The organism is Enterococcus sp. ZQ21 (assembly GCF_030053755.1).
GTDB classification, from domain to species: Bacteria; Bacillota; Bacilli; order Lactobacillales; family Enterococcaceae; genus Enterococcus_B; species Enterococcus_B lactis.
In genome coordinates this window covers 1,376,575-1,399,180 of sequence record NZ_CP125658.1, presented here as the reverse complement: position 1 = coordinate 1,399,180, position 22,606 = coordinate 1,376,575, and the positions used below count along the sequence as shown (strand labels likewise).

Here is a 22,606-nt window from a genome sequence, read left to right as displayed (position 1 = left end):
CTTTTGTCATGAATCAATCAAACGATTCACTCGTAAAAAACGCTTTCTTATAATAGATTATAACCAAGAAAGGAGCTGTTTACATTGGATATCTATCTGAACTTCAAAAATGAGTCTCGTGAAGCCATCGCTTTTTATGAAAAAAGTTTTTGAGACTGAAGCATCAGGTATCACCACATACGGTGAAATGCCTAGAATAGAACAAATGAACTTGCCAGAAGAAGCAAAAAATCTAATCACGAATGCACGGTTGAACATTTATGATACATTAGTTATGTTTGCAGATATGCCAGAAAGAATTGGTCCTGAATTAGTTGTTGGAAATAATGTTTCTTTAGTCATCCAAACAAGAAATGAAGAAGAAACGAAGCGTCTATTTGAAAGCTTAGCTGAAGGTGGTAAGATTGAGATGCCGCTGGATGCTGTTCCGTGGGCTCAGTTGTATGGGATGGTAACTGATCGATTTGGCATCAATTGGCAGATTAACCAAGAGTGACAGCTAAAGATGAATATTTTCTAGAAACATCAAGCAGCAAACGGAACATCGTTTGCTTGCTTGATGTTTTTTGTGCCTATTTCGACTATACGGTATCTTTTTTTTATTGCCAGATGCGAAAATATGTTCCATAATAGAGAAGTCCGCAAAAAATCAAGTAACGGAGGTCAGAAGATGAAGACGGTGATACTAGCTGAAAAACCTTCACAAGCAAAAGCCTATGCCGAAACCTTCCAACAGCGAAAGCGGCATGAAGGGTATTATGAAATCAGCGATCCATTGTTTGCTGGTGAAGTAACCATCACTTATGGTTTTGGACATCTGGTAGATATGGTTGCCCCAGGAGCTTATGAAGAGCGTTGGGCAAAATGGTCTTTAGAAAATTTGCCTATTTTCCCAGAAACCTTCCGTTACGAAGTTCCAAGGGACAAACGTGCACAATTTTCGATTGTAAAGCGAGAGTTACAGTCAGCCAATACCATCATTATTGCAACAGATGGTGATAGAGAAGGTGAAGCCATCGCGTGGTCGATTATTCGTCAAGCAAACGCCTTTTCTAAAGAAAAGAACTATTTACGTTTATGGATCAATTCTCTTGAAAAAGAAGCAATATATGAAGGTTTTAAGAATCTCCAACCTGGAAAGAACTATTTTCCAAAATATAAAGAAGCGCAAGCAAGGCAGAATGCTGATTGGCTGATTGGAATGAACGGAAGCCCATTATATAGCTTACTGCTTCAACGAAAAGGGATTGATGGTAGTTTTTCTCTTGGTCGTGTACAAACGCCGACACTTTACATGATTTATCAGCTGCAAGAAGAAATCAAACACTTCAAAAAAGAAACGTACTTTGAAGGAGAAGGTTTAATTACGACAAACAAAGGACAGTTTTCAGGAAAAATCGTACCAAAAAAAGCATTTAAAACACAAGAAGAGTTAACAAAGGAAATAGAGAGACTCGGAGCGCATTTAGGTAAGCAAAACGGACGGATTCTTGAAGTTACGAAAAAGGAAAAGAGGTTGCATAGCCCACGTTTATTTTCGCTATCTAGTTTGCAGACAAAGATGAATCAGCTAATGAAAGCAAGTGCTAAAGCCACACTTGATGCTGCTCAAGGATTGTATGAAAGCAAATTTCTAAGCTATCCAAGAACGGATTCCTTTTATATCACAGAAAATGAGCATCAGTATCTGGTTAAACATCTGCAAAACTATAAAAAGTTTTTAGGAATAGAAGAAGTACAGACAACTGAGATCAGAGCAAAGAAACGGTATGTCGATGCGAAAAAAGTTCAAGAACATCACGCAATCATTCCGACAAAGACGATTCCGACTCCTGCACGCTTTGCGAAGCTATCTAAATTACAGCAAGCAATCTATTTGCAAGTCTTACGTACCACTGTGGCTATGTTTGCCGCAGATTATATTTATGAAGAGACGACTGTCACGACGGGTGTACAGCAATTAAAGCTAAAAAGCACCGGAAAGATCCCATTACAGCAAGGGTGGCAGGAAATCTTGCGCATCAAGTCAAAAAAGAAAGAAGCTCAGACGCTTCCTCCTATCGTAGAAAATGAAGAAGCAGAAGTAGAGCTGAAAAGTATGGAGAAAGAAACACAACCTCCGAAACCCTATACCGAAGGAACCTTGATCACAGCAATGAAAACTGCGGGAAAAACGCTGGATAATGATGAAGCGCAAGAAATCCTCAAAGAAGTAGAAGGAATAGGGACCGAAGCTACACGGGCCAATATCATTGAAAATCTTAAGCAGAAACATTACATCGAAGTCAATAAAAACGAAATAATCGTTACGCCAAAAGGAATCACTCTTTGTAAGGCAGTAGCTAATGAACCATTGCTGACAAGTGCAGAAATGACTGCACGCTGGGAAGGATACTTGAGAAAAATTGGTAACCAAGAAGGGACGCCATCTGTTTTTTTAGAAAACATCAAAAAATTCATCTTACATTTATTGGCAGAAGTACCTAATCAAATCGATAAGGTAGATTTCTCAGATGAAATCAGCGGAACACGCCAGATAAAAGCGATGGAGAAGAAAAACGATCAATTAGGAAGATGTCCAAAATGTAAAAAAGGGATAGTCATGCTTTATCCTAAAATCGCTACATGTTTGAACCCGGAATGCGACTTCAAATTGTGGCCAACAGTAGCTAAAAAGAAGCTGACTAAAACAAATCTCAGAGATTTGCTTTCAAAAGGAAAGACAAGTAAAGTGGTCAAAGGTTTTACTGGTAAAAAAGGAAAATTCGATGCAGTTTTAGTATTAAAAGAAGATATGACGATCGGTTTTTCTTTTCCATGGATCGAAAACAGCGGAACAAAAGCAGTTGATGGAAACAAAGAAACATCAAGAAAAAATAATGAAAACGAAGTAGAGTAAATGAAAACAATGAAATAGCAGAATATTTATTCCGAAAAGTGAGAATATAAATACCAATAAAACCAAAAAAATATCAGTCAATCAAGCAAAAATGTTGGGGTAGGCTGATTTTATATAGATAGCAAGGAGTTTTTTTATTTGAAAAAAGTGCATTCATTTTTAAATTATCTTATGGGAGCAATCACGATTGTGGCTGTGTACCAAGCATTTCTCAAGTATCCTGATTACGGGACGAAGTTGCTGTCATTGACGCACAATCAAACAGCATATTCACCAACGCTGATTTTATCGACTTTGACTGCAGGAGCTAAAAGCGCTACTTATTTTTTTCATAAAACGACAAGCATGTTGAAGCGAAAGAAACAGCGTAAACAATTGTTGATGGTGGTAGGGGCTATGATCATTATTTATTTCCTACCAGTTATTACACAAGTATTCCATCAATATTTTGGTTAAAAATACGAGAGTTTGTGACAAAAGTCATGTCACAAACTCTTTTAACTTTTTTCTTTTTCGTTTTTCCGTAAGAAAAAGTAAATCAATAGTATATACATTGATTAAATGTATATACTTAGATATAATGTACTTACTATAGAATGATATAGAATATAGAGGGTGGCGAAATATGAAAAAAATGAAAAAGTATAAAATTAGAAAATCCGGCAATAGCGATGTAACAACTATCCCACCAGAAGTAAAAGAATTCATGGGTGTGCAGACGGGTGACGCAATCAGTTATGTTTTTCAATCTGATGGTTCTGTACGAATGATCAAAGCACAAGAAGAACCTGATATTGATTTATTAGTTGATTCGATCATGAATCAATATGAAGACGCGTTAAAAGATTTGGTTGATTTATGAGGTATCTTTCGACTAAAGAAATTATCAAAATCAACGCAAAAGTTATTTTACGTTACTCACCAGGCGAAATGATTGGTATAAAAGATGCCAATGCATTAGATATGGCAGTTAAACAGCCTTCACAAGCAGTATTTAATCAAGAACTCTATCCCGAAGTCTATGAAAAAGCGGCAATTTTAGCAATTAATTTAGCTAAAAAACATCCTTTTCATAATGGTAATAAACGAACTGCTCTTGTTGCCATGCTGTTGTTTCTTCAATTGAATAATTGTTCAGTTGCTTTTTCTCGTCAAGAAGCTGTTGATTTTATTATAATGATTACCACTAGTTCATTGGATTTCGATTCACTGAAGTCCAAGATAACCAATTATTTACGACAAACCGCAATAAAATGAACGAATTAAAAAAATTTATTTCTCCATTCGATCAGCATGTCATTAAAGAATATGCTGATTTTTTGTATGGTTGTTCATACAAAATAGTTTTTTCATAAAAATATGGATTAATTTTGAAATAATTGATTTAAAAGGAATACAAAAGTGTGAAGAGTAGGAAATAGTGGTTTAGAACTAGTGGATTGATTTTTTATATATTTTAGTTTACATAATATATATTATACAAAGTAGTTTTAAAAAATAATAAGCCTCTCTCGAACAGTTTTTTATTAAAAATCGTCATTTTTCCATCAAAATCTACTTGTGCAAAATTATAAAAAAATTTTGCAGTTTTTCTTACTTTTTCAGCGTTTAATTAAATGATAAAAACCATTTTCTTTATACAGTTAATCAGATTACGACTCACTGTATTTATGTTTGCCATCACTGAAGGATTTTTAATCACATAGATAAATCATTTACTTAAGTTTTAGTTGTCATTGATATCGATTCGATTATTTAATCAGCAGATTACATTTCATACTTATGGATCATTTTCGACCGAATCGATTATAATCATTCCGTTTATTTGCTTACCTATAGATATCAATAAAAAACCTGCTTAACAGCTGAAATATCTGTTAAGCAGGTTTTGATTTTTTAGTTCTTGCTCATTATTTCTTATAATACAGTGTTCAATACTTCTCTTAAAGCACTTGTTGATTTGCTGAACATTGCTTTTTCTTCTTCGTTGATGGACAATTCAACAACTTCACGAACACCATTTTCGTCAACGATTGATGGCACACCTGTAAAGATATCTTTTTCGTTGTATTCACCAGTTAAGTAAGCAGATACAGGCAATACAGCTTGTTCGTTATTCAAGATAGCTTTTACGATACGTGCAGTACTCATACCAATACCATAATAAGTTGCTTTTTTACGATCAATGATCTCATAAGCAGCATTACGAACTTTATCAGCAATTACATCTAATTCGTCTTTTGCGATACGATGATCTTTTTCTACAATTTCAAAAACTGGTTTACCACCAACAGTTGTATGTGACCATGCAGCAACTTCTGAATCACCATGTTCACCTAAGATATAGCCGTGAACGCTACGTGGGTCTACTTTTAATTTCAATGCGATTTCTTTACGGAAACGAGTTGTATCCAATGTTGTACCAGTACCGATAACACGTGATGTTGGCAGGCCTGACTCGTTCCAAGCGATATATGTCAAAATATCTACTGGATTTGAAGCAACAACGATAATTCCGTCGAATCCTGATCCCATGATTTCTTTGACGATTTGGCGCATGATTGACGCATTTGTCTTAACTAAATCTAAACGAGATTGGCCAGGTTTTTGGTTGATACCAGCTGTGATAACAACGATATCTGCATCTTTACATTCTTCATAACCGCCTGACCATACAGCAACGTTTTCATCGCCCCAAGCCATACCATCTAAAAGATCCAGTGCTTCCCCTTCTGCTTTTTCTTGGTTCACATCGATCAAGACTAATTCATTAGAGATTCCTTGGTTGATCATTGCATAAGCGATACTTGTTCCAACAAAACCTGTACCGACGATTACTACTTTACGACTTGTTTTTTTCATGAATAAACAGCTCCTTTTTCATAACTATTTGTTACTTTCATGGAAATTATAGTCTTGTTTATTCATTTTATCAATATGTTAATTATAATAGCTGTTATTATAATTTTTGATGGAAACGAATTCCTAAATACGTACAACAGATAACTGATAAACTATTACACCCATGTACCCTGCCAACACAACTAAAAGTACTAACGCTATCACTAATGGAGCTACTTTAGCTCCACCTTTATCAAAACTATACTTTTTCCTTGTACGCTTTAGAACTGAAAATAAAACCAAGCCAAAAATAATTAACCATAATAAAAAGCCAATCGCACCTAAAATCAATATCCCTTCATTTACGATTGAAATCCCTATATCCATTTGCTCTGCTCCCTCATTATCCCATCTAAAGTTTTGTTTTGTTATAAACGTTTTTCTTTACTTTGTCCGTATCAGTCAATCCTTTTTCGTAATTTTCTTGGATCGTTTTCTTTTGTATTTTATAGGATGCAGCTAACTGTCTTTTAAATCGGCGTTTGTTTTTTCGTATACTGGTGTCTTTTAGATATTCATAGAACTGTTTGACGATAAAAATGAACAGATAGACGGCAAAAAACGTGGACAATCCGTATCGGATGAGATACATAGCAACGAAGGTGGCAAAAATACCAGTTCCTTCATTTTGTGCTAAGACAGCAAATTCGCTTAAAAAAGTTATGATAAATGCAAAATTTCCCATGCTTCACCTCATTGTAAATAGTAAATAGTTGCCGTATCATCCTTTGATTTCTTTAAAGAGATAGAAAACATCACTTACGATAGTTTTTATATTGCTGCTGCTTCTGAAAACCCTTATTACCAGGTGCGTTACTCTTCGTACTTGAACTTGCGGACATCTTTTTGCTCAACAGAACAGTTAATAGAATCACGAAAAAAAGAGCACCTAATAACACAAAACGATACTTAGACAAGTACATAGCGAACGCAGAAAATAAATCAGTTTGTCCAACAACGCTGTAAGCAGCTAAACCACTTAACCAAGCCTTTACCATTTTCATCTCCTCCTCCCTTCTTCAATCACATTATCTAAAGGATACAATAAAAGAAGTTTAAAAAAGGAACTGCTTTTTCTTGTTTATGAAAAAACTGTTCCTTCTATATGTTTATTGGAAGATAAGAAATGAGTACACTAGTATCGGATATACCTTATGATATGTACCAAACAAAAGTCTATCTGTCTGACTAACCTATTGAAATGAGTGAATATTATGAAGAATAAGTCCAATGGTTCATCTTGGATAAAGTATGTCTTTTTGAGTGTCCTCTATTTTTTTCTGCCACGTGTCCAATTAACAATGGATTCCCATCTATGGACGCTAATCTTCCAAGTTAGAAAGATCAGCGTATCTATCATCACTGTATGCTTACTAGTGAGTATTTATCAAATGAAGAGAAGGCAAAAGTGGAAACAGCCACTACTAAAACATCTATTTATAGCAACTTATCTCCTATATGGTACCATCAACTTTTTCCTTCTTCTCTTGATTGAGTTTAGTTAATACGCGGTTAAGACTTTGAATAGTCTTACCTGTTTTTTACATGTCAGACTGTTCTTCTTATCGGGTGTTTCTCCATTCATTGGGTGTACATGTTGAATACTTTTTGAATAATTTGAATAAAGAAGTGGTTTGTTTATATCCGATGCGATTAGCAATCTCTTCCAACGAAAAACTCGTTTCTTGAATCAATTCCAATGCAAAGTCAAATTTTTTTTGTAGAACCAATTCTTGAAAAGAAGCATCAAAATACATTTTCAATTTATTACTAAGGTAGACCGGATTGTAGCCAAAATGAGCCGCTGTTTCTTTTAACGTACAAGAAGTAAAATGCTTATCGATATAATCCAATATACCAAGCATCTCGTTTTCTGCGTATCCATCTGCTGACGAAAAGGTTTGCTGTTCTAATAAATGAGTCAATTCGATTAGTAGTAGTGATATATATAGGTTTAGTGAACGGATTTTATGACTGTATGTATCAAAATAAATCAACAGCATATTTTCAATCAAATGCGTCAAACGACTCGCTTTTCCGCCATGAAAATGAATGAATTGCGTATGTTCTCCCTTTTCTTTTGCCGCATTGATCAAAAAAGAAGAAAGCAGATTATTGGTGCTTGCCAAATGGTTCAATATTTCTGTAGATAAGGTCTCTTCCTTTAATAAGATGTTGATTAAAATATCCTCTTGACCTGTGTATTCAATTCTTTGAGTAGCTTCTTTATCAATGATTACCACGTCACTTTCTTCCATATCCACTCTTTCTCCATTGATGACCTGTGAACATCTTCCGCTATACATATAATTGATTTCAACAAAATCATGTGTATGCTCAGGAACTTCCGCATATCGACGGTGTTTACTGATATGAATATTTCCGTTTTGAAATAAATCTCCTCGGTGGATTTTTGGTGGTGTCTGAAGATGATAAGCTAAGTTTAAGTCATTGACATTCTTTCCTTGTTCACGCTGCAGAGTTTCGATTGATTCTTCATTACGCAAAAAAGTGTCTAATTCAGCTAGTTCCAATTGACTTCCTCCTTCTTGTAAGCAGTTTCTTTCGCTTATTAGTTTACGCTGTACTGCAATTATATGCAAAGCTATTTTGGTTTTCACAAAGACTTTCTATGGTTGGGACATGAATTTCCTGTGGTTCCGCTATTGAGTGAAGAGCTACTTCATACTATATTTTTGATAAGCGCTTACAAAAAAAGTGAAAGGAATATGTGTATGAATAAAAAAATGATGAAATTTTCTCTACTGTCAGTCTCTCTTATTTTGACTTCTGCTGGTGCGGTCACATCAGCGATTCCCAGTATGTCAGCTACTTATGCCACGCGTTCTTTATCTGCTGTTGAATTATTAACGACTGCTCCATCTTTTATGGTCACTATTTTCGTTTTGTTTAGTAGTTTTATTGCTAGGAGAATCGGACAAAAACAGACTGTGATCATCGGGTTAGTGATTGCATCGATTTGTGGTGTCCTCCCCCTCTTCTCGCAAAGTTACAGTATCGTCTTAGCTTCACGAGCTGGGCTAGGCATTGGCTTCGGATTGATCAATTCTTTGGCGGTCAGCATGATTGCTGCCTTTTATCACGGAGATGAACGTGCATCTATGATTGGTTTTCAAAGTGCATTTCAGGGATTTGGTGCAGCTCTAATGACATTTGTTGCAGGACAACTAGTACAGTTCGGCTGGCAATATACTTTTTTAGTCTACGCCATCAGCTTACCTATTTTAATCTTGTTTGTTCCTAGACCTGAAACAACTGAGATTCAAGTACAAGGCACAGCTTCAGCAAGACAAGTAATCAAAACAAATCCCAAAATGATTAGTTATGGTATTTTTCTCTTATTGATCATCGTGGTATATAATGCTGTCTCAATCAAATTAGCCACAGTCTTGACGACCTATTCTCTAGGAGACGAAACCAATGCAGCGAATATCTTGACCATCATGCAGTTGGCAAGTATGGCCGCCGGAGTTTGTTTTGGCTGGCTTCAGGCAAAAGCACATCGTTATATGCTTACTCTTTCTTTACTACTGATGGGTATTGGCTTTGTATTGATTGCCAGTGCCATGAATCTGTATGTGATTGGATTTGGCGCGATTTTAACTGGGATTTCTTTTTCGTTATTCATTCCTTATTTATTCAACCAAGTGAGTATCCAAGCGCCTAAGCATGCGGAGAGTTTCAATACTTCGATCTTACTAGTTGGCGCTAATTTAGGCACTTTCATTGCACCATATGGTTTGCTTTTTCTCTCTTTTGTTTCTCTTGGAAGTAAGACACTTGCTGTTTTCGTTAATGGCAGTATCTTGCTGTTGATTAGCGCGCTTGTTAGCGTTCTAGTGGTATACAGGACGAATAGAAAGACAGTGATAAGAGTAGATGAAGAAATAAAAGAACAATTGACAACAAAATAATTTTGATGGAGGTCGCGCAAAATGACAAATGAAAAATCACAAAATAGATGGCTTTGGTATCCTGGAGACTTTGAGATCCGCCATGGACTGCTACAAAATTTCCAACGAGAAGAACGAGGTTTCGACTGGCCGGCGTACTGGTACATGGATGATTGTCATCGGAATGTCAAGTTTAAGAGATATTACTTTCTTGATCATCCTTCCATGTTCAAAGTGACGATCCAAGGAGTTGGGTACGTAGAAATTAATGGGCAAAAGCATCCATGTGGAAAATGGCTGACTTGTCCGGCTGGTAAAGTAAAAATCCGGATCTTCGTTGGACATACATCTGGGCTACCAGCGATGTTTATCGAGGGAGATGAAATAAAATCAGATATCGGCTGGACAGCAAGCAACTTTATTGAAGAATACCCAGCTGGCTGGAGTCCACTCTATGTCGATATCGCTAAAGATCCAAATCAAATCTATTATCAAAAAGAATGTGTCCATCCAGTTACTGAAACGGAGGTTAATGGAGGAGTCTTATTCGATTTTGGACGAGCAGTGAATGGCTGTGTAGAACTAATATCTCTGGACAATCCTATCGAATCCATCACTCTATGTTATGGAGAGTCCGATGTAGAAGCTATGGATATCGAGTATTGTTACTATAAACAAATTGGAATGACAAGAAAAATGAAAGCTCGTAAACGCGCTTTTCGCTATTTGTTTATACCGGAGGTTTCTACTGGAATGGTTCAACTTCAAGTTTTTCATGAATTTTTATCTCTTTCGAAACAAGCTACTTTTTCAAGCGATTCTTCTTTATTGAATCAGATCTGGTCAGTATCAGAAGAAACTTTCAAGTTATGTAGTGATTTGTTTTTTATCGACGGTATCAAACGAGACCGCTGGATTTGGTCTGGAGATGCGTATCAATCATTTATGATCAATCAATATCTTTTCTTTGACGAGGAAATCAATAAGCGAACGATATTCGCATTAAGAGGACAAAATGAAATCAAGCAACATATGAATACGATTGTCGACTATTCGATCTTATGGCTGATTGGCATCGAAAACCACTATATGATGACGAAAGACTGCGAATTTTTACGTATTGTCTATCCTAAGATGCAATCATTGATAGGGTACTTGATGGAACAAACGAATGAATTAGGGTTTATTTATGGAAGAGCAAAAGATTGGATCTTTATTGATTGGTCTGAAATGGATAAAGAAGGAACGCTTGCTGCAGAACAAGTCCTATTACTGAAAGCCTACCACTCTATGATCACTTGCAGAAATATCTTAGCTGAAACATATGGAGAGGCTGAAATTTATCCTACTGATCTCTATCAAGAAAAATACCAGGTATTGAAACAAAACCTATTTGACTACTTTTGGGATGAAGAACTTGGCGCTTTTATCGATTGCTATGAATCTGGGAGAAGAAATGTGACGCGTCATGCGAATATTTTCGCTGTTTTATTCGATTTTGCTAACAAAGAACAACAGCAATCGATTTTAAAGAATGTCTTGTTGAATGACTCGATCACACAGATCACTACCCCCTATTTTAAATTCTATGAACAAGATGCCTTATGCAAACTAGGACAGACGGAAATCGTCTACCAAACGATTCTTGATTATTGGGGAGGGATGTTATCACATGATGCGGTAACTTTCTGGGAAGAATACGACCCTACTCAAACAGGAAATGAAAAGTACAGTATGTATGGAGATCCTTATGGAAAAAGCTTATGCCATGCATGGGGAGCAAGCCCAATCTATCTTTTAGGACGCTATTTTATCGGTTTGTATCCAACAAAGCCAGGTTATGAAGAATTTATGATACAACCTAATCTAGATTCATTTGAAACACTGAATTGTACGCTACCTATCAAAGATGGAATGATTTCGCTGGAAAAAACAGAAGATAAGATCGTGATTACTTCTGATAGAACAGGCGGAACAGTGAAAATGAATGGTAAAAGTTATCCTCTTCTAGCAAAACAGCCACTTGCCTTAACAAGCCATTCAAAAATAAATGCATAAAACAAAAAACTGCTTGCGACATATCAGAAAACATTCGATCGTCTTCTGATATTGTCCAAGCAGTTTTTATTTTGAAGCTTGCTTAATTCTGTTCTTTAGAAACAATGTTTGTTCTTTTTCCGGCAAAAAGAAAGCTAGATAATACGACAAGTAAAAAGAAAGCGATGATTCCGACTGTCAATGCCATTTGACCGTATTCTCCTAGTTTCCCAAGTACAAGTCCTGGTACTAGATAATCAGTATCGGCAAATGTAGAAGAAGCGATTTTAAGATCTCCTAATACCGGAAGGATAAATAATGGCAACCAACTAATCAATAAGCTATTGAAAGCAGAACCTAATACCGCCCCTCTTCTACCGCCAGTCGAGTTGCCGAAAACACCAGAAGCAGCTCCGCAAAAGAAATGGCCAACTACTCCAGGGATGATGACTGTAGTCTGCAAGCCTATCATGGCAAACATCGATAGCGTTCCTACAAAGAAGCTGACAAAAAAGCCAATCAATACAGCATTAGGTGCATATGGAAAAACGATAGGGACATCTAACGCTGGTTTAGAATCAGGTACAAGCTTTTTAGCGATTCCTTGGAATGCTGGAACGATTTCTGCCAACACCATCCGAACCCCTTGAAGGACGATAACAAACCCTGCTGTAAATGTTCCAGCTTGGATCAATGCAAAGATTACAGCATTATCTCCATTGCTTAATTCTCTTTCAACAAATCCAGGACCTGCTAATAAGGCAAGTGCGACATATACGATTGACATCAAGAGCATGATCGATACAGTAGAATCTCGCAAAAAACTGAAACTTTTAGGAATCTTTATGTCCTCTGTAGAGCGGTCTTTATTTCCAAAGAACTTACCGATCCACCCGCTAGACGCATAACCGATATTGCCGGTATGCCCCAGCGCAACTTGGTTGTTCCCAGTAATGTTCTTCATGAATGGTTGACAAAGAGCGGGCGTAATAGTTAATAGTGTCCCTTCAAAAATCCCTCCTAATAAGATCATCCACACGTTTGCAGTAAATCCAGCGCTTACTAAAATGACTGCTGTCAGACAAGAAACATAAAGCATCGCTTGACCTGTAAGAAAAATAAATTTATATCTTGTGAATCGAGCAAGTAGAATATTCACGATCATCCCTACTAGCATGATCAAGGCAGTAGGTGTGCCGAATTGTTGTAAAGCAATCGCCACTACTGCTTCATTACTTGGAACTACACCTTGGGTATGCAGAGCCGTTTGGAACATCGAAGCGAAAGGGGTTAATGAATTACTGATCAGTCCAGCGCCGCCAATCAATACTAAGAATCCGACAAATGTTTTGATGGTTCCTTGGATCACTTCTGAAAATTTCTTTTTTTGCAGAACAAGCCCAAGCAGTGCAATCAGAGAAACGAGGATGGAGGGCTGACTGACGATTGAAACAAACAAATTCAACAATTTATCCATTGATATTTCCTCCCTTGAATCATTTTTATTCTTTTGACAAGATCTGTTCTACTTTTTCTTTTACTTCATCACTGTCGATGATCGATTGCAACGGCACAAGTTTTTCATCCGGTATAGAAGTAAGTGTATCTTTCAAAGAATGTTCAATGAAGAAATAATCCGCCATATCGCTAGATACACTCCCAACATCCGTATGACTTACTTCGAAATCGTCCACATCTGCTCCAAGATCTGCAAGAGCTTGTTTGATGTTCATCTCTACCATAAAACTTGTTCCTAATCCACTTTGACACACTGCAAAAATTTTCATGTTATTCGTCTCCCTTTTTTATAATTGCTAGTATTTCTTCTTTTGTTGAGGCTTGTAATAGTTCTTGAAGATTTTGTTTATTAGAAAGTAGCTTGGTTAAATTTGCCAACGCCCGAAGATGTGCCTCGTTATCGATAGCGGCTAAACAGATAAATAAGCTGATGGGATGAGCAGGATCATCGATTAGATCAACTGGTTGTTGAAGTTTCAGCAAAGACATCCCTACTTCGTTTACACCGTCTTCCGGACGAGCATGCGGCAGTGCGATGTGGTCGCCGATGTGGATAAACGCACCATACTGCTCCACACGTTCAATCATCGCTTTGATATAACTCTCCTCTATTTTATTCTTTAATAATAGTGGTTGTGCGGCAAGTGTGATTGCTTCTTGCCATTTTTTTGGTTGATCGGATAATTGGATCATTTCTTCTGTTAATAATTCAGATAGCATAGGACGTTGATCCTCCTTCTTTTCTAAAAGTTTGTTCATTTTACGATTTAAGACTTGATAGAGCTTTTCTTCATCTACACCTTCTTTTAATTCGATATATGGAAGTAGCGCAGCTAGCAATTCTTGAGCAGAAGGCATGGAGAATCCTGGTATCAGCCAATCTCTTTGTACTTGATTGATCAGCTGGTTTTTTTCCAAGTCAGTCATGATTGGTTGTAGGACATACAGTGACTTTTTCTTATTCGTAAGCGTGAGAGGCACAGTAGAAAAAACGATATCGTAAGAAGTTTCATCAACCTCGTGCAAGCGATCAGCTGAATTGGTCTCTGTAAAAAGGATCATCGGGAATAATTGCTGAAGTTCGCTTTTTAAGATCAATGAAGAGCTAATGCCACTTGGACAGACGATCACGGCTCTTATTTTTCTATTTCTCTCTTCTTCATCTACTTTTCTTATTTCTCCGCCGAATAGTATAGTGAAAAACCCAACCTCTTCTTCAGGGATGCTCTTTCCTATCCGTTTTTCTAACGGACGCAATGCTTTTCTTGTCATTTCATAGATGGAAGCATATTGATGTTTGATTTGATCAATCATCACATTAGGCAAATAAAAAGAATAAGAAATACGAAAATAGGCAGGTACCAAGTGATAAAAGACATTCATCAATAATTCACGAAATGAATCAAATTCTATGGCCATTAGGAATTCCATGCGATGGATGACTTCTGAAGAACATTCCAGCAAAAAATCAAGCGCAGGCTCCTGGATATCTCCTTCAACAATGGAGGCTAAGCAAAGAGAGAGAAATAGAATCTCTGACTCTAGATGTTCGGAATAGCCTAAGCCAGTCAATATTTGTCGGCTGATGTCATTGATCGCAAGAGAAGCTAAAAGTTCAGCATCTTTTACCTTTTCTACAGATATTTTTCCGATTCGATTAGTGGTCAAACTTAAATAATACGCTAACTCATCCATTCGATTGGGTGCAAAGCGAAGATCTGATAGAGAGATTGTGTTGTCTAACAAATCTCTGGCTTTTGCATAACAATCAAGAGAGAGCATTGCGGTTAAATACGTGAGACCAAATCTTCCAGCAAGCGATTGCATTAAATGAGCAGTGCGATTTTTTGCTTCCCTTCTCAATATCACTTCTGACCCTAGTAGCCTAAAGCCTGCTTTTCTAGTATATGTCAGCTGACATTCTTCCCCTTCTAATTCCTTTCTTACTTTTTTGATATCCGATAGGACTGTTCCTTTAGAAACCTGAAGAAAGTCTTGAAAATGAAATACAGAAATAGGTATGGTATTCGAATAGACCATCAAATAAAGAAGATCTCTACGCTCTTGTTCGGTGTACACCGCTTCAAAGCGAGTGATATTCACGTATTTTTCTGCCCAGTCGATCGCTCGAAATTTTTTCAGACGGATATGGGTCTCATCCATATATTCGGCAAAGGGAGCAAGTTGTTTGATTGCCTCGTTTATATTTACTTCGATGATCTCGGCTGCTCTTTCTAGACTGATTTCTCTGGGTGTTTTCAGGAGATAACTAATTTTGTAGTTCACAGCGCTGTTCACCTCCTATTTGTATTCTAGTATGATACCGCTTTTAAATCGAGGGTTGTTTGGTACAACTTACAGTTAGATTTTTTTTACGACTGTACCAAACGACCTCTATCGGGTTACATAAAAAAAGCAGGTGACCAAATGGCTCCCTGCTTTTATGAATCAATTTCAATCAATTTGGTTCAATCAATGATGATCGTGTTTCTTTTTTGAAGTCAGTTCTTCAAATTTTTCTTTGACCTCTTCAACCGCTTTTTCGATATCTTTTTCAAAGCGATTAGGTTCGTTAGGCTCTGATTCTTCTTCTACAGAATTGGAACCGGATAAAGCTGTTTCTTTGTTTTCTGTTTCACCGGAGTTTGTGCCAGCTAATGATTCTTCTTTATCTTCTGTTTCACCAGAATTAGTACCTGCTAGAGCTACTTCCTCTTCCGTTTTAGGGGCCATTGAACCTCTTAATCGTTTGTGTTTTTCACCATCATAATTTGTCATATTGGTTCCTCCTAGTAATTCTATACTTTTTCATCGTACAATAAGACAGTTTGTGCGTCAAAAAACAAACCCGATTCTTACAAATATGTCATGTTTTCACCTTTTATTTTCTGATTCTTGAATGCCTTTGATTCCTTCTTCCAAAATTTTCATCTGTAAGATTGTTTCTTCATCTTTAATGACTTTTTCAGCGCCATTGACTAATGTCTCGTAAATGCCTTCGTAGACGCGACTATAATCACCGACCTCGGAAATCACTTTTTCTTCATGATAATCCCCTTGTTCATCTATATAAGTCAATACACCGTAGTGTTCGGGCAAGTCGATCCCAAAGTCTTCATGATCAGGCATATAAAACATTTTAAGATGTTCTTCTTGCCGATCTTTCGTTTGTTTCACGAACATCCCCTTTTTTCCATAAACGACGAAACTCGGACGTTCTTTGACACGGAAATAGCTGGATTTTATCGAAATTTTCATGTTTCCGTAGAAAAAGTCCAAATCGAAGTAATCATTCATTCGTCCTTTCCCTAATAGTTGACGAACATCATAACGGATATCATCTGGTTCGCCGAAATAAGAAAGAACTTGGTCTACTGTATGACAAGCATGTCCATATAAATAGCTGTTTGCAGTAGAAAATTCATGTGTATTTTCTGGTACTTCTGGTCTGAAATAATCGTAATGCATTTCTACTTCTAAAATATCCCCTAATTTTCCGCTTTCGATTACTTTTTGGACTGTCAAGAAGTCAGAATCGAACCGTCTGTTTTGGTAACATTGGATAAATAGCCCTTTTTCTTTTGCTAATGCAAATAACTCTTCTGCTTCCTTTGACGTTTCTGCAAAAGGTTTTTCTACCAATACATTCTTTCCATGTTCGAGTGCCATTTTTCCATATTCATAATGAAATTGACTTGGCGTAGTAATGACAACTAATTGGATCTCAGGATCATTCCAAAGATCAGACAGCTGATCGGTATATTCAATGTCTTCAAATGTTTCCCACACTGGTTTAGATGGGGAAAAAATTTTTTTGATATTGATTTTGTCCGTAAGTTTTCTTGAAAATGGCAAATGATAGCGATTTGTACTCTTTCCATTACCGAGATAAGCGATTGTAAGCATGATTTGTACCTCCTTTTATTGTTGTTTTCAGTATATCTTAGAAAAATATAGAAAGTATCTATAATAGCTATTCTGGCAAAAAAGTTCAGAAAAACATTTGTTATCATTTGGTTTGGTGAAATTTATGTTCAAAGTAAGGTAAAAAATCAAAAAGAGAGTGGCGGAACCAAGCATTTATCAGTAAGATAGAATTTGGAGGTCAGATCATGCTTATTGAAGAAAAATTAACCAAACAAGAGTTGTTTACCACGACAGAGAAACGGATCGCTGATTATATTCGGAGGAATATCGAAGCCGCAGTCTACATGACGATTGAAGAATTAGCAAAAGCTACGTATACTTCCCATTCAGCTATCATTCGTTTATGCAAAAAAATGGGCTTCAGCGGATTTAAAGAATTTCGTTTCGAACTAGGACGGGAAGTTCATCAATTGATTGCCCAGTTTAATCAAACGGTCGATCCTAATTTTCCTTTTTCAAGTGAAGATAACACACAGCAAATTGCAAAGAAAATGGCAGATTTGTCGATCCAGTCAATAAAAAAAGCGCAATTGCAGATCGAGCATCAAGATTTGGATCACATCAGTAAAGTATTGAACAACGCACAGCGAATTTTTCTTTTTGCAAAAGGCGATTCCCAAATCACGGCAAGGAAGTTCCAGAATAAAATGGTCAAGTTGAATAAATTTTTGATCTTGGCCGAAGAATATAGCGATTCTTCTTGGAATGCAGCCAATTTGACTAGCGAGGATTGCGCAGTTTTTATTAGCTACAGCGGTCGTATCCATCATTATGAACGGATAATGACCTATCTAAAGCATGTAGGAGCTCCAACATTATTGATTACCGGAAATCAGCATTCAGAAATGGCCAAACAGGCTGATATGTGTCTTGTTATATCGCAGGAGGAATATGATTTTGCTAAAGTAGCGACTTTCTCCTCTCAAATTGCCTTCGATTACGTATTAAATACGTTATTCTCAGTGATATATTCTCAAAATTTTGAAGAGAATATCCGCAACTTGAAAAACAAACAAGAATTGATACAAAAAGGCCTTCTTAAAGAATATCGGAAAAATTGAGACAAGCTTTCTTTGATATCGTTATAAATATAAACTGGCTGAAGTTTTCTTTTTCAAACTTCAGCCAGTTTATTTGTTTACGCATTGCTTTGAATACATCTATCATAGAAAAGAGACACAGTTACCTTCTGTTTCTTATTTTAAATGTTTGCCGAAAAAGATAAATAAGAAACAGAAAAATCAGTATACTTATAGCTATCAATCCATACAGGAAGAAACGTTTGTTCTCAGATACTTTCTGCACTTCTTTCTGCACTTCTTTTGCATGATAAGGAACGCGATGTCCTCTGACAAGTAAGCGATGACTGTTGATCATATAAGGTGTACAAGTCAGTAGTGTCACGAAATCCTTTCCTTTTTCGATTCTCAGGTCTTTTGTATCAGTTGGTTCTACCGTCTTTATCTGATCGACTTGATAAGCAAGTGTCTGTCCGTTGATCTCGATATAGAAAGAATCACCTAAAGTCAGTTTTGGCAAGTCAGTGAACAACTTTGCTTGAGGCAGTCCCCGATGACTAGAAATAACGGCATGTGTACTTTCTCCCCCAGTAGGATAAGATGTCCCTTCCAATAACGAAGCGCCTTTTTCTAGCAGCACGGTATTTGTTTCGTCAAAAATCGGTAAATGGACATTGATTTCAGGAATCGTCAGAACGCCGATCGTATGTTTTTCAAAATAGGTTTTGTCTGTTTTCACTGGTTCCTTTTTCTTAGTAAAGGGATCAACACCGGGATTTCCTCCTTTTTTTGCTAATTGCTGGTTTTTCTTTGTCATGTTTTTTTGGATTTTGGCCATGACTGCTTCATTTTCTTTAACTGCTTGTTGCTGATAATGAGAGATGATTTGCTGATCCAGGTAGTTATTCAGCGCATCGCTAACGAATGGATAAGCCAAGACGCCTATCCCTGACAGAAGCAGAAGGATCATTAGCAGGTCTAGATAGTTCCTTTTCTTTTGTTTCATTTGTGTTCTCCTTGTGCTGACTAGTTGTTAATAAAAGAAAAAGGAGCAATTGCGTAAGCCACTGCTCCTCTTTCCAATTCATGTACAAAGATTAAATCTGACTATGCTTGCGTCTAGCAAAGTACAATCCAGCAATCAATAGAAGGATCACTCCTGCACCAATATAAAGATAGATTCCCTTACCACCTGTTGAAGGAAGTGTACCTTTGTGTTTATTTGGTATTTTTTCAGGAGAAATCAACTGTCCTGCTGTTGCGTAAGATTGTTCATCGACAGTAAATGCTATGCGGTTTGCCAATGGAACATAATTTTCTGGCGCTTTCGTTTCTTCCAGATAGTACGTGCCATATTTTAGACCTGTCACATCGATTAAACCGTTATTTGTGGTTGTAAAAACCGTTGCTGATTCTTTCGTCGAAACCCAGTTGACGGCTTTTGTAGATGGGTCGATCGACAAATAGTTGGCTGTGTCACTCTCTTGATCACGAACGACGAATTCTGCTCCAGCAAGTGTTTGATCTGATGCAACATCACCATCTACTTTGACAAATCGTTTGCCGCCAGTAACGACATCGACTGACGGTGGCGTTTGATCATTTGTATGTCCGTTATCGACATTTGCTTGGTTAGAAAACCCTTTTGTTGGATCTGCTTTTTCGTTCAAATGCATATAGTAAACAAATTTCAGCGTACCACCAGGAGTGAGTGAAGGAATATAATTCGAGTCAACTGAAACCGTGAATCAGTTTGTTTGTTCAGTGACAGAATAATTTGTTGGATCGATTTCTTTATTTCCATCATATAAGGCATAAACATACGTTCCTGAAGAATCATTATCAAATGTCAAAGCAGCGTCATGAGTATCAATGAGTTTGAATGTCGTGTACTTGTTTTGTGTTCCTTCTTTATCAGCGATACCTAAAGGAATATTGACAGAGATCTCATATTGGATTTTTTCTCCGATTGCGACATCTTTTCCATTCAATTGTGGAGTTGTCTTATCAACTTTGGACGTATCATTTTTGATTGTCTTTTCTACAGGAGTTTGACTATTTGCCAAGATCTCAAACGGCGTGTTTGTTTGATTATCAATCATTTCTGCATTATCAGGAGCTTTTACTTCTTCTAAATTATATTTTCCAACCTCTAAATGATTGACGATCAACTGACCTTTTTCAATCGTTGCCTCGGCAAAGTCATTGTTGCCGATGTCATAAGAATGACCAGTAATGAAATGTTTGGCTTTCGTTTGATCCGTTGTCCAAGTGTACAATCCATCTGTGACGCTTTGAATATATTTTTTGACGCTTGGTGTTCCTTCTTCTTTAGAAATAATGAATGCTGCACCGTTTAGTGCTTCGTTTTCGGCAGTACCGACTTTGGTCACTTTCAATGTTCCATCATTACCAACTATATTTTTAGGATAGAGATGGATAGTGTCCAATTCTTCTGTCCCGTCTTTATAAGAGCCATCTGCTTGTTTGATCATCTCGTATACAGGAAAAGCGAGCACCATGTTTGTGGCAGCTGTCACTCCGTCTTTTGGTTCCTCTTTGATTGTGTAGACTACATCTTTCCCATTTTGTTTTTTAGGTAAAGATAAAGTCACATTTCCATCCGCATCTGTCGTTCCTGATGCAATTGGTGTACCAGGAGTCAAAGATTGGACTGCTTGTTTTGCTGCATCCACCGACGCTCCTTTCTCCCGTTGCGCATAAAATTCTGTAGTGACGTTATAAACGGAAAATGAAATATCGGCTAATCCTTGGTATTGATCGAATTCACTCATTTCTTTCCCACTGTTTTGAATCAAAGGATCGTAAATCAGTCATTTTCTTTTTATGGAGAATGACTTGAGCTGCTGTATCCTCCGCAAACACTCTTTTTGCGCCGAAGCTACTTGTGATTAATGGTAAAATAAGAAAAAGTGCACCTAATATAATGCTTATTTTTTTATGATTTTTCATTTTGTCACTCCTGTTCTTTTTTTAATAAACAACCATATTGCAAGGCTTGCGAACACCATGCCAACAACGACTAGAAGGATGTTTTTCGTTTCGTTTGTTTTAGGAAGAAATGGACGACTATTTTCTTTTTTGTTGACTACTTTCAATCTACCGACAGTCTCTTTCTCCTCAGAGAGGCTAGTTGAAATGGTAAACGGAATTTCTGTTTCACTTAAAATATAACCAGATGGTGCTTTGATCTCTTTTAACCAGTAATCTCCTGTTTTCAACCCGATAATTGAAAAAGCGCCATTTTTATCGGAGGTCAGGTGAAGCGCATCTGATTCGTTACTTGTCCACTTGTATCCGTTGGCTGTTCGCTGCAGGTAATTTCCTGCTTTGTTTTTAATAAGGAATACTGCGCCAGCTAATCGTTTGTTTGGTTTATTTGTCTCGATTTTGACAAATTGCTTACTCCCTGTATATACAGAGACTTTCTTTGTGCTGATACCAAAACCAAAATCTAGTGTTCCGTTGTTATTGATTTCCTTGTTCGCCTGAGCTGTACTGTTTAGCTGCATCTGATAAGAAATGGTCAGATTTTTTCCAGCATATTTTTCTAGCGAAGGAATCGAAAATGCAATTTCAAATCCGTGTGGTTTCGTGTGTATGACAAATCCTTCGGATAGCTTTTGTCCATTCGATGACATCGTTAAACTATTAGGTAAAAACGTTAATGCTTCATCCGCACTATCTGACAATTCGAACTTTTGATAGTCAAGGATATTTACAGGAATTGTCGTATGCAAGGAATAAGTGATTTTTTCACCAATCGTAAAATCATTTCTAGGCTCTTCTAATACCTTCTCAAAAGGTGGATCAGGGTAGTCGTTTTCTTCATTTTTAGGATACAAATGGATAGTTGAAAGTTTTTGATTGTTTTGTCCATGTACAGGAAGAACAACTACCATATTCTCTGCCTTTTCTTTGACGACTTCTGGTGCTTTGGATTCAATGAAAAGATACGCTTTCTCTCTTTTTTTATGATCTTTGGCAGGTAGAGAAAAAGAAGCAATACCATCTTCGTTGTTCAGAGTTTCGGTTGTTGCTTCTGCGGTAAACGTACCGGAAGACGCACCGTTTTTTGCGATCTCTGTTTGTGCTTCTTCTACCGTTTTGCCCTTTTCCCGTAGATGGTAAAAAGAATCTGTGACATCATAAACTTGGAATGTGACACCATTTAATCCTCGATACGTTTGTAATAACGCTTTTTCTTGTACGTCATTTGGATGATTTTTCGGCAGTTGCCCGTTTGGGAAAAGCAATTTGTGTAAAGTAATCTGAACCATTTCTGTTTCTGTTGCTGTTACTGCCTGAGTAAAAGCAGGTTTAAACAGTAATAAGAAGAGACACATACTAAGCCAACCAAGTTTTTTCAT

19 protein-coding genes and 2 pseudogenes are annotated in these 22,606 nt (G+C 37.0%); 8 read left to right on the top strand and 13 right to left on the bottom strand.

Annotated elements, in window-relative coordinates:
- Window positions 1–84 precede the first annotated feature (84 nt).
- The 5 genes and pseudogenes from QK255_RS06765 to QK255_RS06745 all read left to right on the top strand — a co-directional run bounded on the left by QK255_RS06765 (window position 85) and on the right by QK255_RS06745 (window position 4,156).
- Window positions 85–496 (top strand): annotated as a pseudogene (locus tag QK255_RS06765) (VOC family protein).
- Between the two features lie 174 nt (window positions 497–670).
- Window positions 671–2,899, top strand: coding sequence for a type IA DNA topoisomerase (locus QK255_RS06760; protein ID WP_002329190.1), 2,229 nt, complete (start codon window positions 671–673; stop codon window positions 2,897–2,899).
- A 171-nt stretch (window positions 2,900–3,070) separates the two neighbouring features.
- Window positions 3,071–3,355 (top strand): hypothetical protein, encoded by a 285-nt coding sequence (locus QK255_RS06755; protein WP_002313773.1) that lies wholly within the window; start codon window positions 3,071–3,073, stop codon window positions 3,353–3,355.
- A 169-nt stretch (window positions 3,356–3,524) separates the two neighbouring features.
- Window positions 3,525–3,761 (top strand): AbrB/MazE/SpoVT family DNA-binding domain-containing protein, encoded by a 237-nt coding sequence (locus QK255_RS06750; protein WP_002309281.1) that lies wholly within the window; start codon window positions 3,525–3,527, stop codon window positions 3,759–3,761.
- The gene (locus QK255_RS06745) at window positions 3,758–4,156 is read left to right on the top strand and encodes a type II toxin-antitoxin system death-on-curing family toxin (RefSeq protein WP_002329191.1); all 399 of its coding nucleotides are present in this window, start codon (window positions 3,758–3,760) and stop codon (window positions 4,154–4,156) included. The genes QK255_RS06750 and QK255_RS06745 overlap by 4 nt, the downstream gene beginning before the upstream one ends.
- Window positions 4,157–4,816: 660 nt before the next feature.
- On the opposite strand, the gene QK255_RS06740 is transcribed toward QK255_RS06745, so the two are convergent.
- The 5 genes from QK255_RS06740 to QK255_RS06720 form a co-directional block, all read right to left on the bottom strand.
- Window positions 4,817–5,761, bottom strand: coding sequence for an L-lactate dehydrogenase (locus tag QK255_RS06740; RefSeq protein ID WP_002329192.1), 945 nt, complete (start codon window positions 5,759–5,761; stop codon window positions 4,817–4,819).
- Window positions 5,762–5,884: 123 nt separating this feature from the next.
- Complete coding sequence (locus QK255_RS06735) at window positions 5,885–6,127, bottom strand: hypothetical protein (RefSeq protein WP_002329193.1); 243 nt, start codon at window positions 6,125–6,127, stop codon at window positions 5,885–5,887.
- A 25-nt stretch (window positions 6,128–6,152) separates the two neighbouring features.
- Window positions 6,153–6,485, bottom strand: coding sequence for a hypothetical protein (locus tag QK255_RS06730; protein WP_002342211.1), 333 nt, complete (start codon window positions 6,483–6,485; stop codon window positions 6,153–6,155).
- 70 nt (window positions 6,486–6,555) lie between these two features.
- Window positions 6,556–6,798, bottom strand: coding sequence for a hypothetical protein (locus tag QK255_RS06725; RefSeq protein ID WP_002339290.1), 243 nt, complete (start codon window positions 6,796–6,798; stop codon window positions 6,556–6,558).
- Between the two features lie 564 nt (window positions 6,799–7,362).
- Window positions 7,363–8,307: an AraC family transcriptional regulator gene (locus QK255_RS06720; RefSeq protein WP_024635189.1), complete on the bottom strand. Its 945-nt coding sequence runs from the start codon at window positions 8,305–8,307 to the stop codon at window positions 7,363–7,365.
- 222 nt (window positions 8,308–8,529) lie between these two features.
- On the opposite strand from QK255_RS06720, the gene QK255_RS06715 reads away from it, so the two are divergent.
- Window positions 8,530–9,735, top strand: coding sequence for an MFS transporter (locus QK255_RS06715; protein ID WP_185953546.1), 1,206 nt, complete (start codon window positions 8,530–8,532; stop codon window positions 9,733–9,735).
- A 21-nt stretch (window positions 9,736–9,756) separates the two neighbouring features.
- Window positions 9,757–11,772: an alpha-L-rhamnosidase-related protein gene (locus QK255_RS06710; RefSeq protein WP_002342208.1), complete on the top strand. Its 2,016-nt coding sequence runs from the start codon at window positions 9,757–9,759 to the stop codon at window positions 11,770–11,772.
- A gap of 82 nt (window positions 11,773–11,854) precedes the next feature.
- On the opposite strand, the gene ulaA is transcribed toward QK255_RS06710, so the two are convergent.
- From ulaA to QK255_RS06685, 5 genes are all read right to left on the bottom strand, one after another.
- Window positions 11,855–13,228: a PTS ascorbate transporter subunit IIC gene (gene ulaA, locus QK255_RS06705; RefSeq protein ID WP_002313768.1), complete on the bottom strand. Its 1,374-nt coding sequence runs from the start codon at window positions 13,226–13,228 to the stop codon at window positions 11,855–11,857.
- Window positions 13,229–13,253: 25 nt separating this feature from the next.
- Window positions 13,254–13,538 (bottom strand): PTS sugar transporter subunit IIB, encoded by a 285-nt coding sequence (locus tag QK255_RS06700; RefSeq protein ID WP_002309270.1) that lies wholly within the window; start codon window positions 13,536–13,538, stop codon window positions 13,254–13,256.
- A gap of 1 nt (window position 13,539) precedes the next feature.
- Window positions 13,540–15,555, bottom strand: coding sequence for a BglG family transcription antiterminator (locus tag QK255_RS06695; protein ID WP_002342207.1), 2,016 nt, complete (start codon window positions 15,553–15,555; stop codon window positions 13,540–13,542).
- Window positions 15,556–15,741: 186 nt separating this feature from the next.
- On the bottom strand, window positions 15,742–16,047 hold the full coding sequence (locus QK255_RS06690; protein ID WP_002342206.1) for a hypothetical protein: 306 nt from the start codon (window positions 16,045–16,047) through the stop codon (window positions 15,742–15,744).
- 96 nt (window positions 16,048–16,143) lie between these two features.
- Complete coding sequence (locus tag QK255_RS06685) at window positions 16,144–17,175, bottom strand: Gfo/Idh/MocA family oxidoreductase (protein WP_002342205.1); 1,032 nt, start codon at window positions 17,173–17,175, stop codon at window positions 16,144–16,146.
- A gap of 206 nt (window positions 17,176–17,381) precedes the next feature.
- Here QK255_RS06685 and QK255_RS06680 point away from each other — a divergent pair, with 206 nt between their 5' ends.
- Complete coding sequence (locus QK255_RS06680) at window positions 17,382–18,257, top strand: MurR/RpiR family transcriptional regulator (RefSeq protein WP_002342204.1); 876 nt, start codon at window positions 17,382–17,384, stop codon at window positions 18,255–18,257.
- A 121-nt stretch (window positions 18,258–18,378) separates the two neighbouring features.
- Here QK255_RS06680 and QK255_RS06675 read toward each other — a convergent pair whose 3' ends face one another.
- The 3 genes and pseudogenes from QK255_RS06675 to QK255_RS06665 form a co-directional block, all read right to left on the bottom strand.
- On the bottom strand, window positions 18,379–19,221 hold the full coding sequence (locus QK255_RS06675; RefSeq protein ID WP_002342203.1) for a class C sortase: 843 nt from the start codon (window positions 19,219–19,221) through the stop codon (window positions 18,379–18,381).
- A gap of 91 nt (window positions 19,222–19,312) precedes the next feature.
- Window positions 19,313–21,188, bottom strand: a pseudogene (locus tag QK255_RS06670) (SpaH/EbpB family LPXTG-anchored major pilin).
- Window positions 21,185–22,606 (bottom strand): SpaH/EbpB family LPXTG-anchored major pilin, encoded by a 1,422-nt coding sequence (locus tag QK255_RS06665; RefSeq protein WP_002342199.1) that lies wholly within the window; start codon window positions 22,604–22,606, stop codon window positions 21,185–21,187. The pseudogene QK255_RS06670 and the gene QK255_RS06665 overlap by 4 nt, the downstream one beginning before the upstream one ends.

Bases quoted from the DNA above. Each gene is read 5' to 3' on its own strand.
- QK255_RS06760 (WP_002329190.1), top strand. From the start codon at position 671: ATGAAGACGGTGATACTAGCTGAAAAACCTTCACAAGCAAAAGCCTAT.
- QK255_RS06755 (WP_002313773.1), top strand. From the start codon at position 3,071: ATGGGAGCAATCACGATTGTGGCTGTGTACCAAGCATTTCTCAAGTAT.
- QK255_RS06750 (WP_002309281.1), top strand. From the start codon at position 3,525: ATGAAAAAAATGAAAAAGTATAAAATTAGAAAATCCGGCAATAGCGAT.
- QK255_RS06745 (WP_002329191.1), top strand. From the start codon at position 3,758: ATGAGGTATCTTTCGACTAAAGAAATTATCAAAATCAACGCAAAAGTT.
- QK255_RS06740 (WP_002329192.1), bottom strand. From the start codon at position 5,761: ATGAAAAAAACAAGTCGTAAAGTAGTAATCGTCGGTACAGGTTTTGTT.
- QK255_RS06735 (WP_002329193.1), bottom strand. From the start codon at position 6,127: ATGGATATAGGGATTTCAATCGTAAATGAAGGGATATTGATTTTAGGT.
- QK255_RS06730 (WP_002342211.1), bottom strand. From the start codon at position 6,485: ATGGGAAATTTTGCATTTATCATAACTTTTTTAAGCGAATTTGCTGTC.
- QK255_RS06725 (WP_002339290.1), bottom strand. From the start codon at position 6,798: ATGGTAAAGGCTTGGTTAAGTGGTTTAGCTGCTTACAGCGTTGTTGGA.
- QK255_RS06715 (WP_185953546.1), top strand. From the start codon at position 8,530: ATGTGTATGAATAAAAAAATGATGAAATTTTCTCTACTGTCAGTCTCT.
- QK255_RS06710 (WP_002342208.1), top strand. From the start codon at position 9,757: ATGACAAATGAAAAATCACAAAATAGATGGCTTTGGTATCCTGGAGAC.
- ulaA (WP_002313768.1), bottom strand. From the start codon at position 13,228: ATGGATAAATTGTTGAATTTGTTTGTTTCAATCGTCAGTCAGCCCTCC.
- QK255_RS06700 (WP_002309270.1), bottom strand. From the start codon at position 13,538: ATGAAAATTTTTGCAGTGTGTCAAAGTGGATTAGGAACAAGTTTTATG.
- QK255_RS06690 (WP_002342206.1), bottom strand. From the start codon at position 16,047: ATGACAAATTATGATGGTGAAAAACACAAACGATTAAGAGGTTCAATG.
- QK255_RS06685 (WP_002342205.1), bottom strand. From the start codon at position 17,175: ATGCTTACAATCGCTTATCTCGGTAATGGAAAGAGTACAAATCGCTAT.
- QK255_RS06680 (WP_002342204.1), top strand. From the start codon at position 17,382: ATGCTTATTGAAGAAAAATTAACCAAACAAGAGTTGTTTACCACGACA.
- QK255_RS06675 (WP_002342203.1), bottom strand. From the start codon at position 19,221: ATGAAACAAAAGAAAAGGAACTATCTAGACCTGCTAATGATCCTTCTG.
- QK255_RS06665 (WP_002342199.1), bottom strand. From the start codon at position 22,606: ATGAAAAAACTTGGTTGGCTTAGTATGTGTCTCTTCTTATTACTGTTT.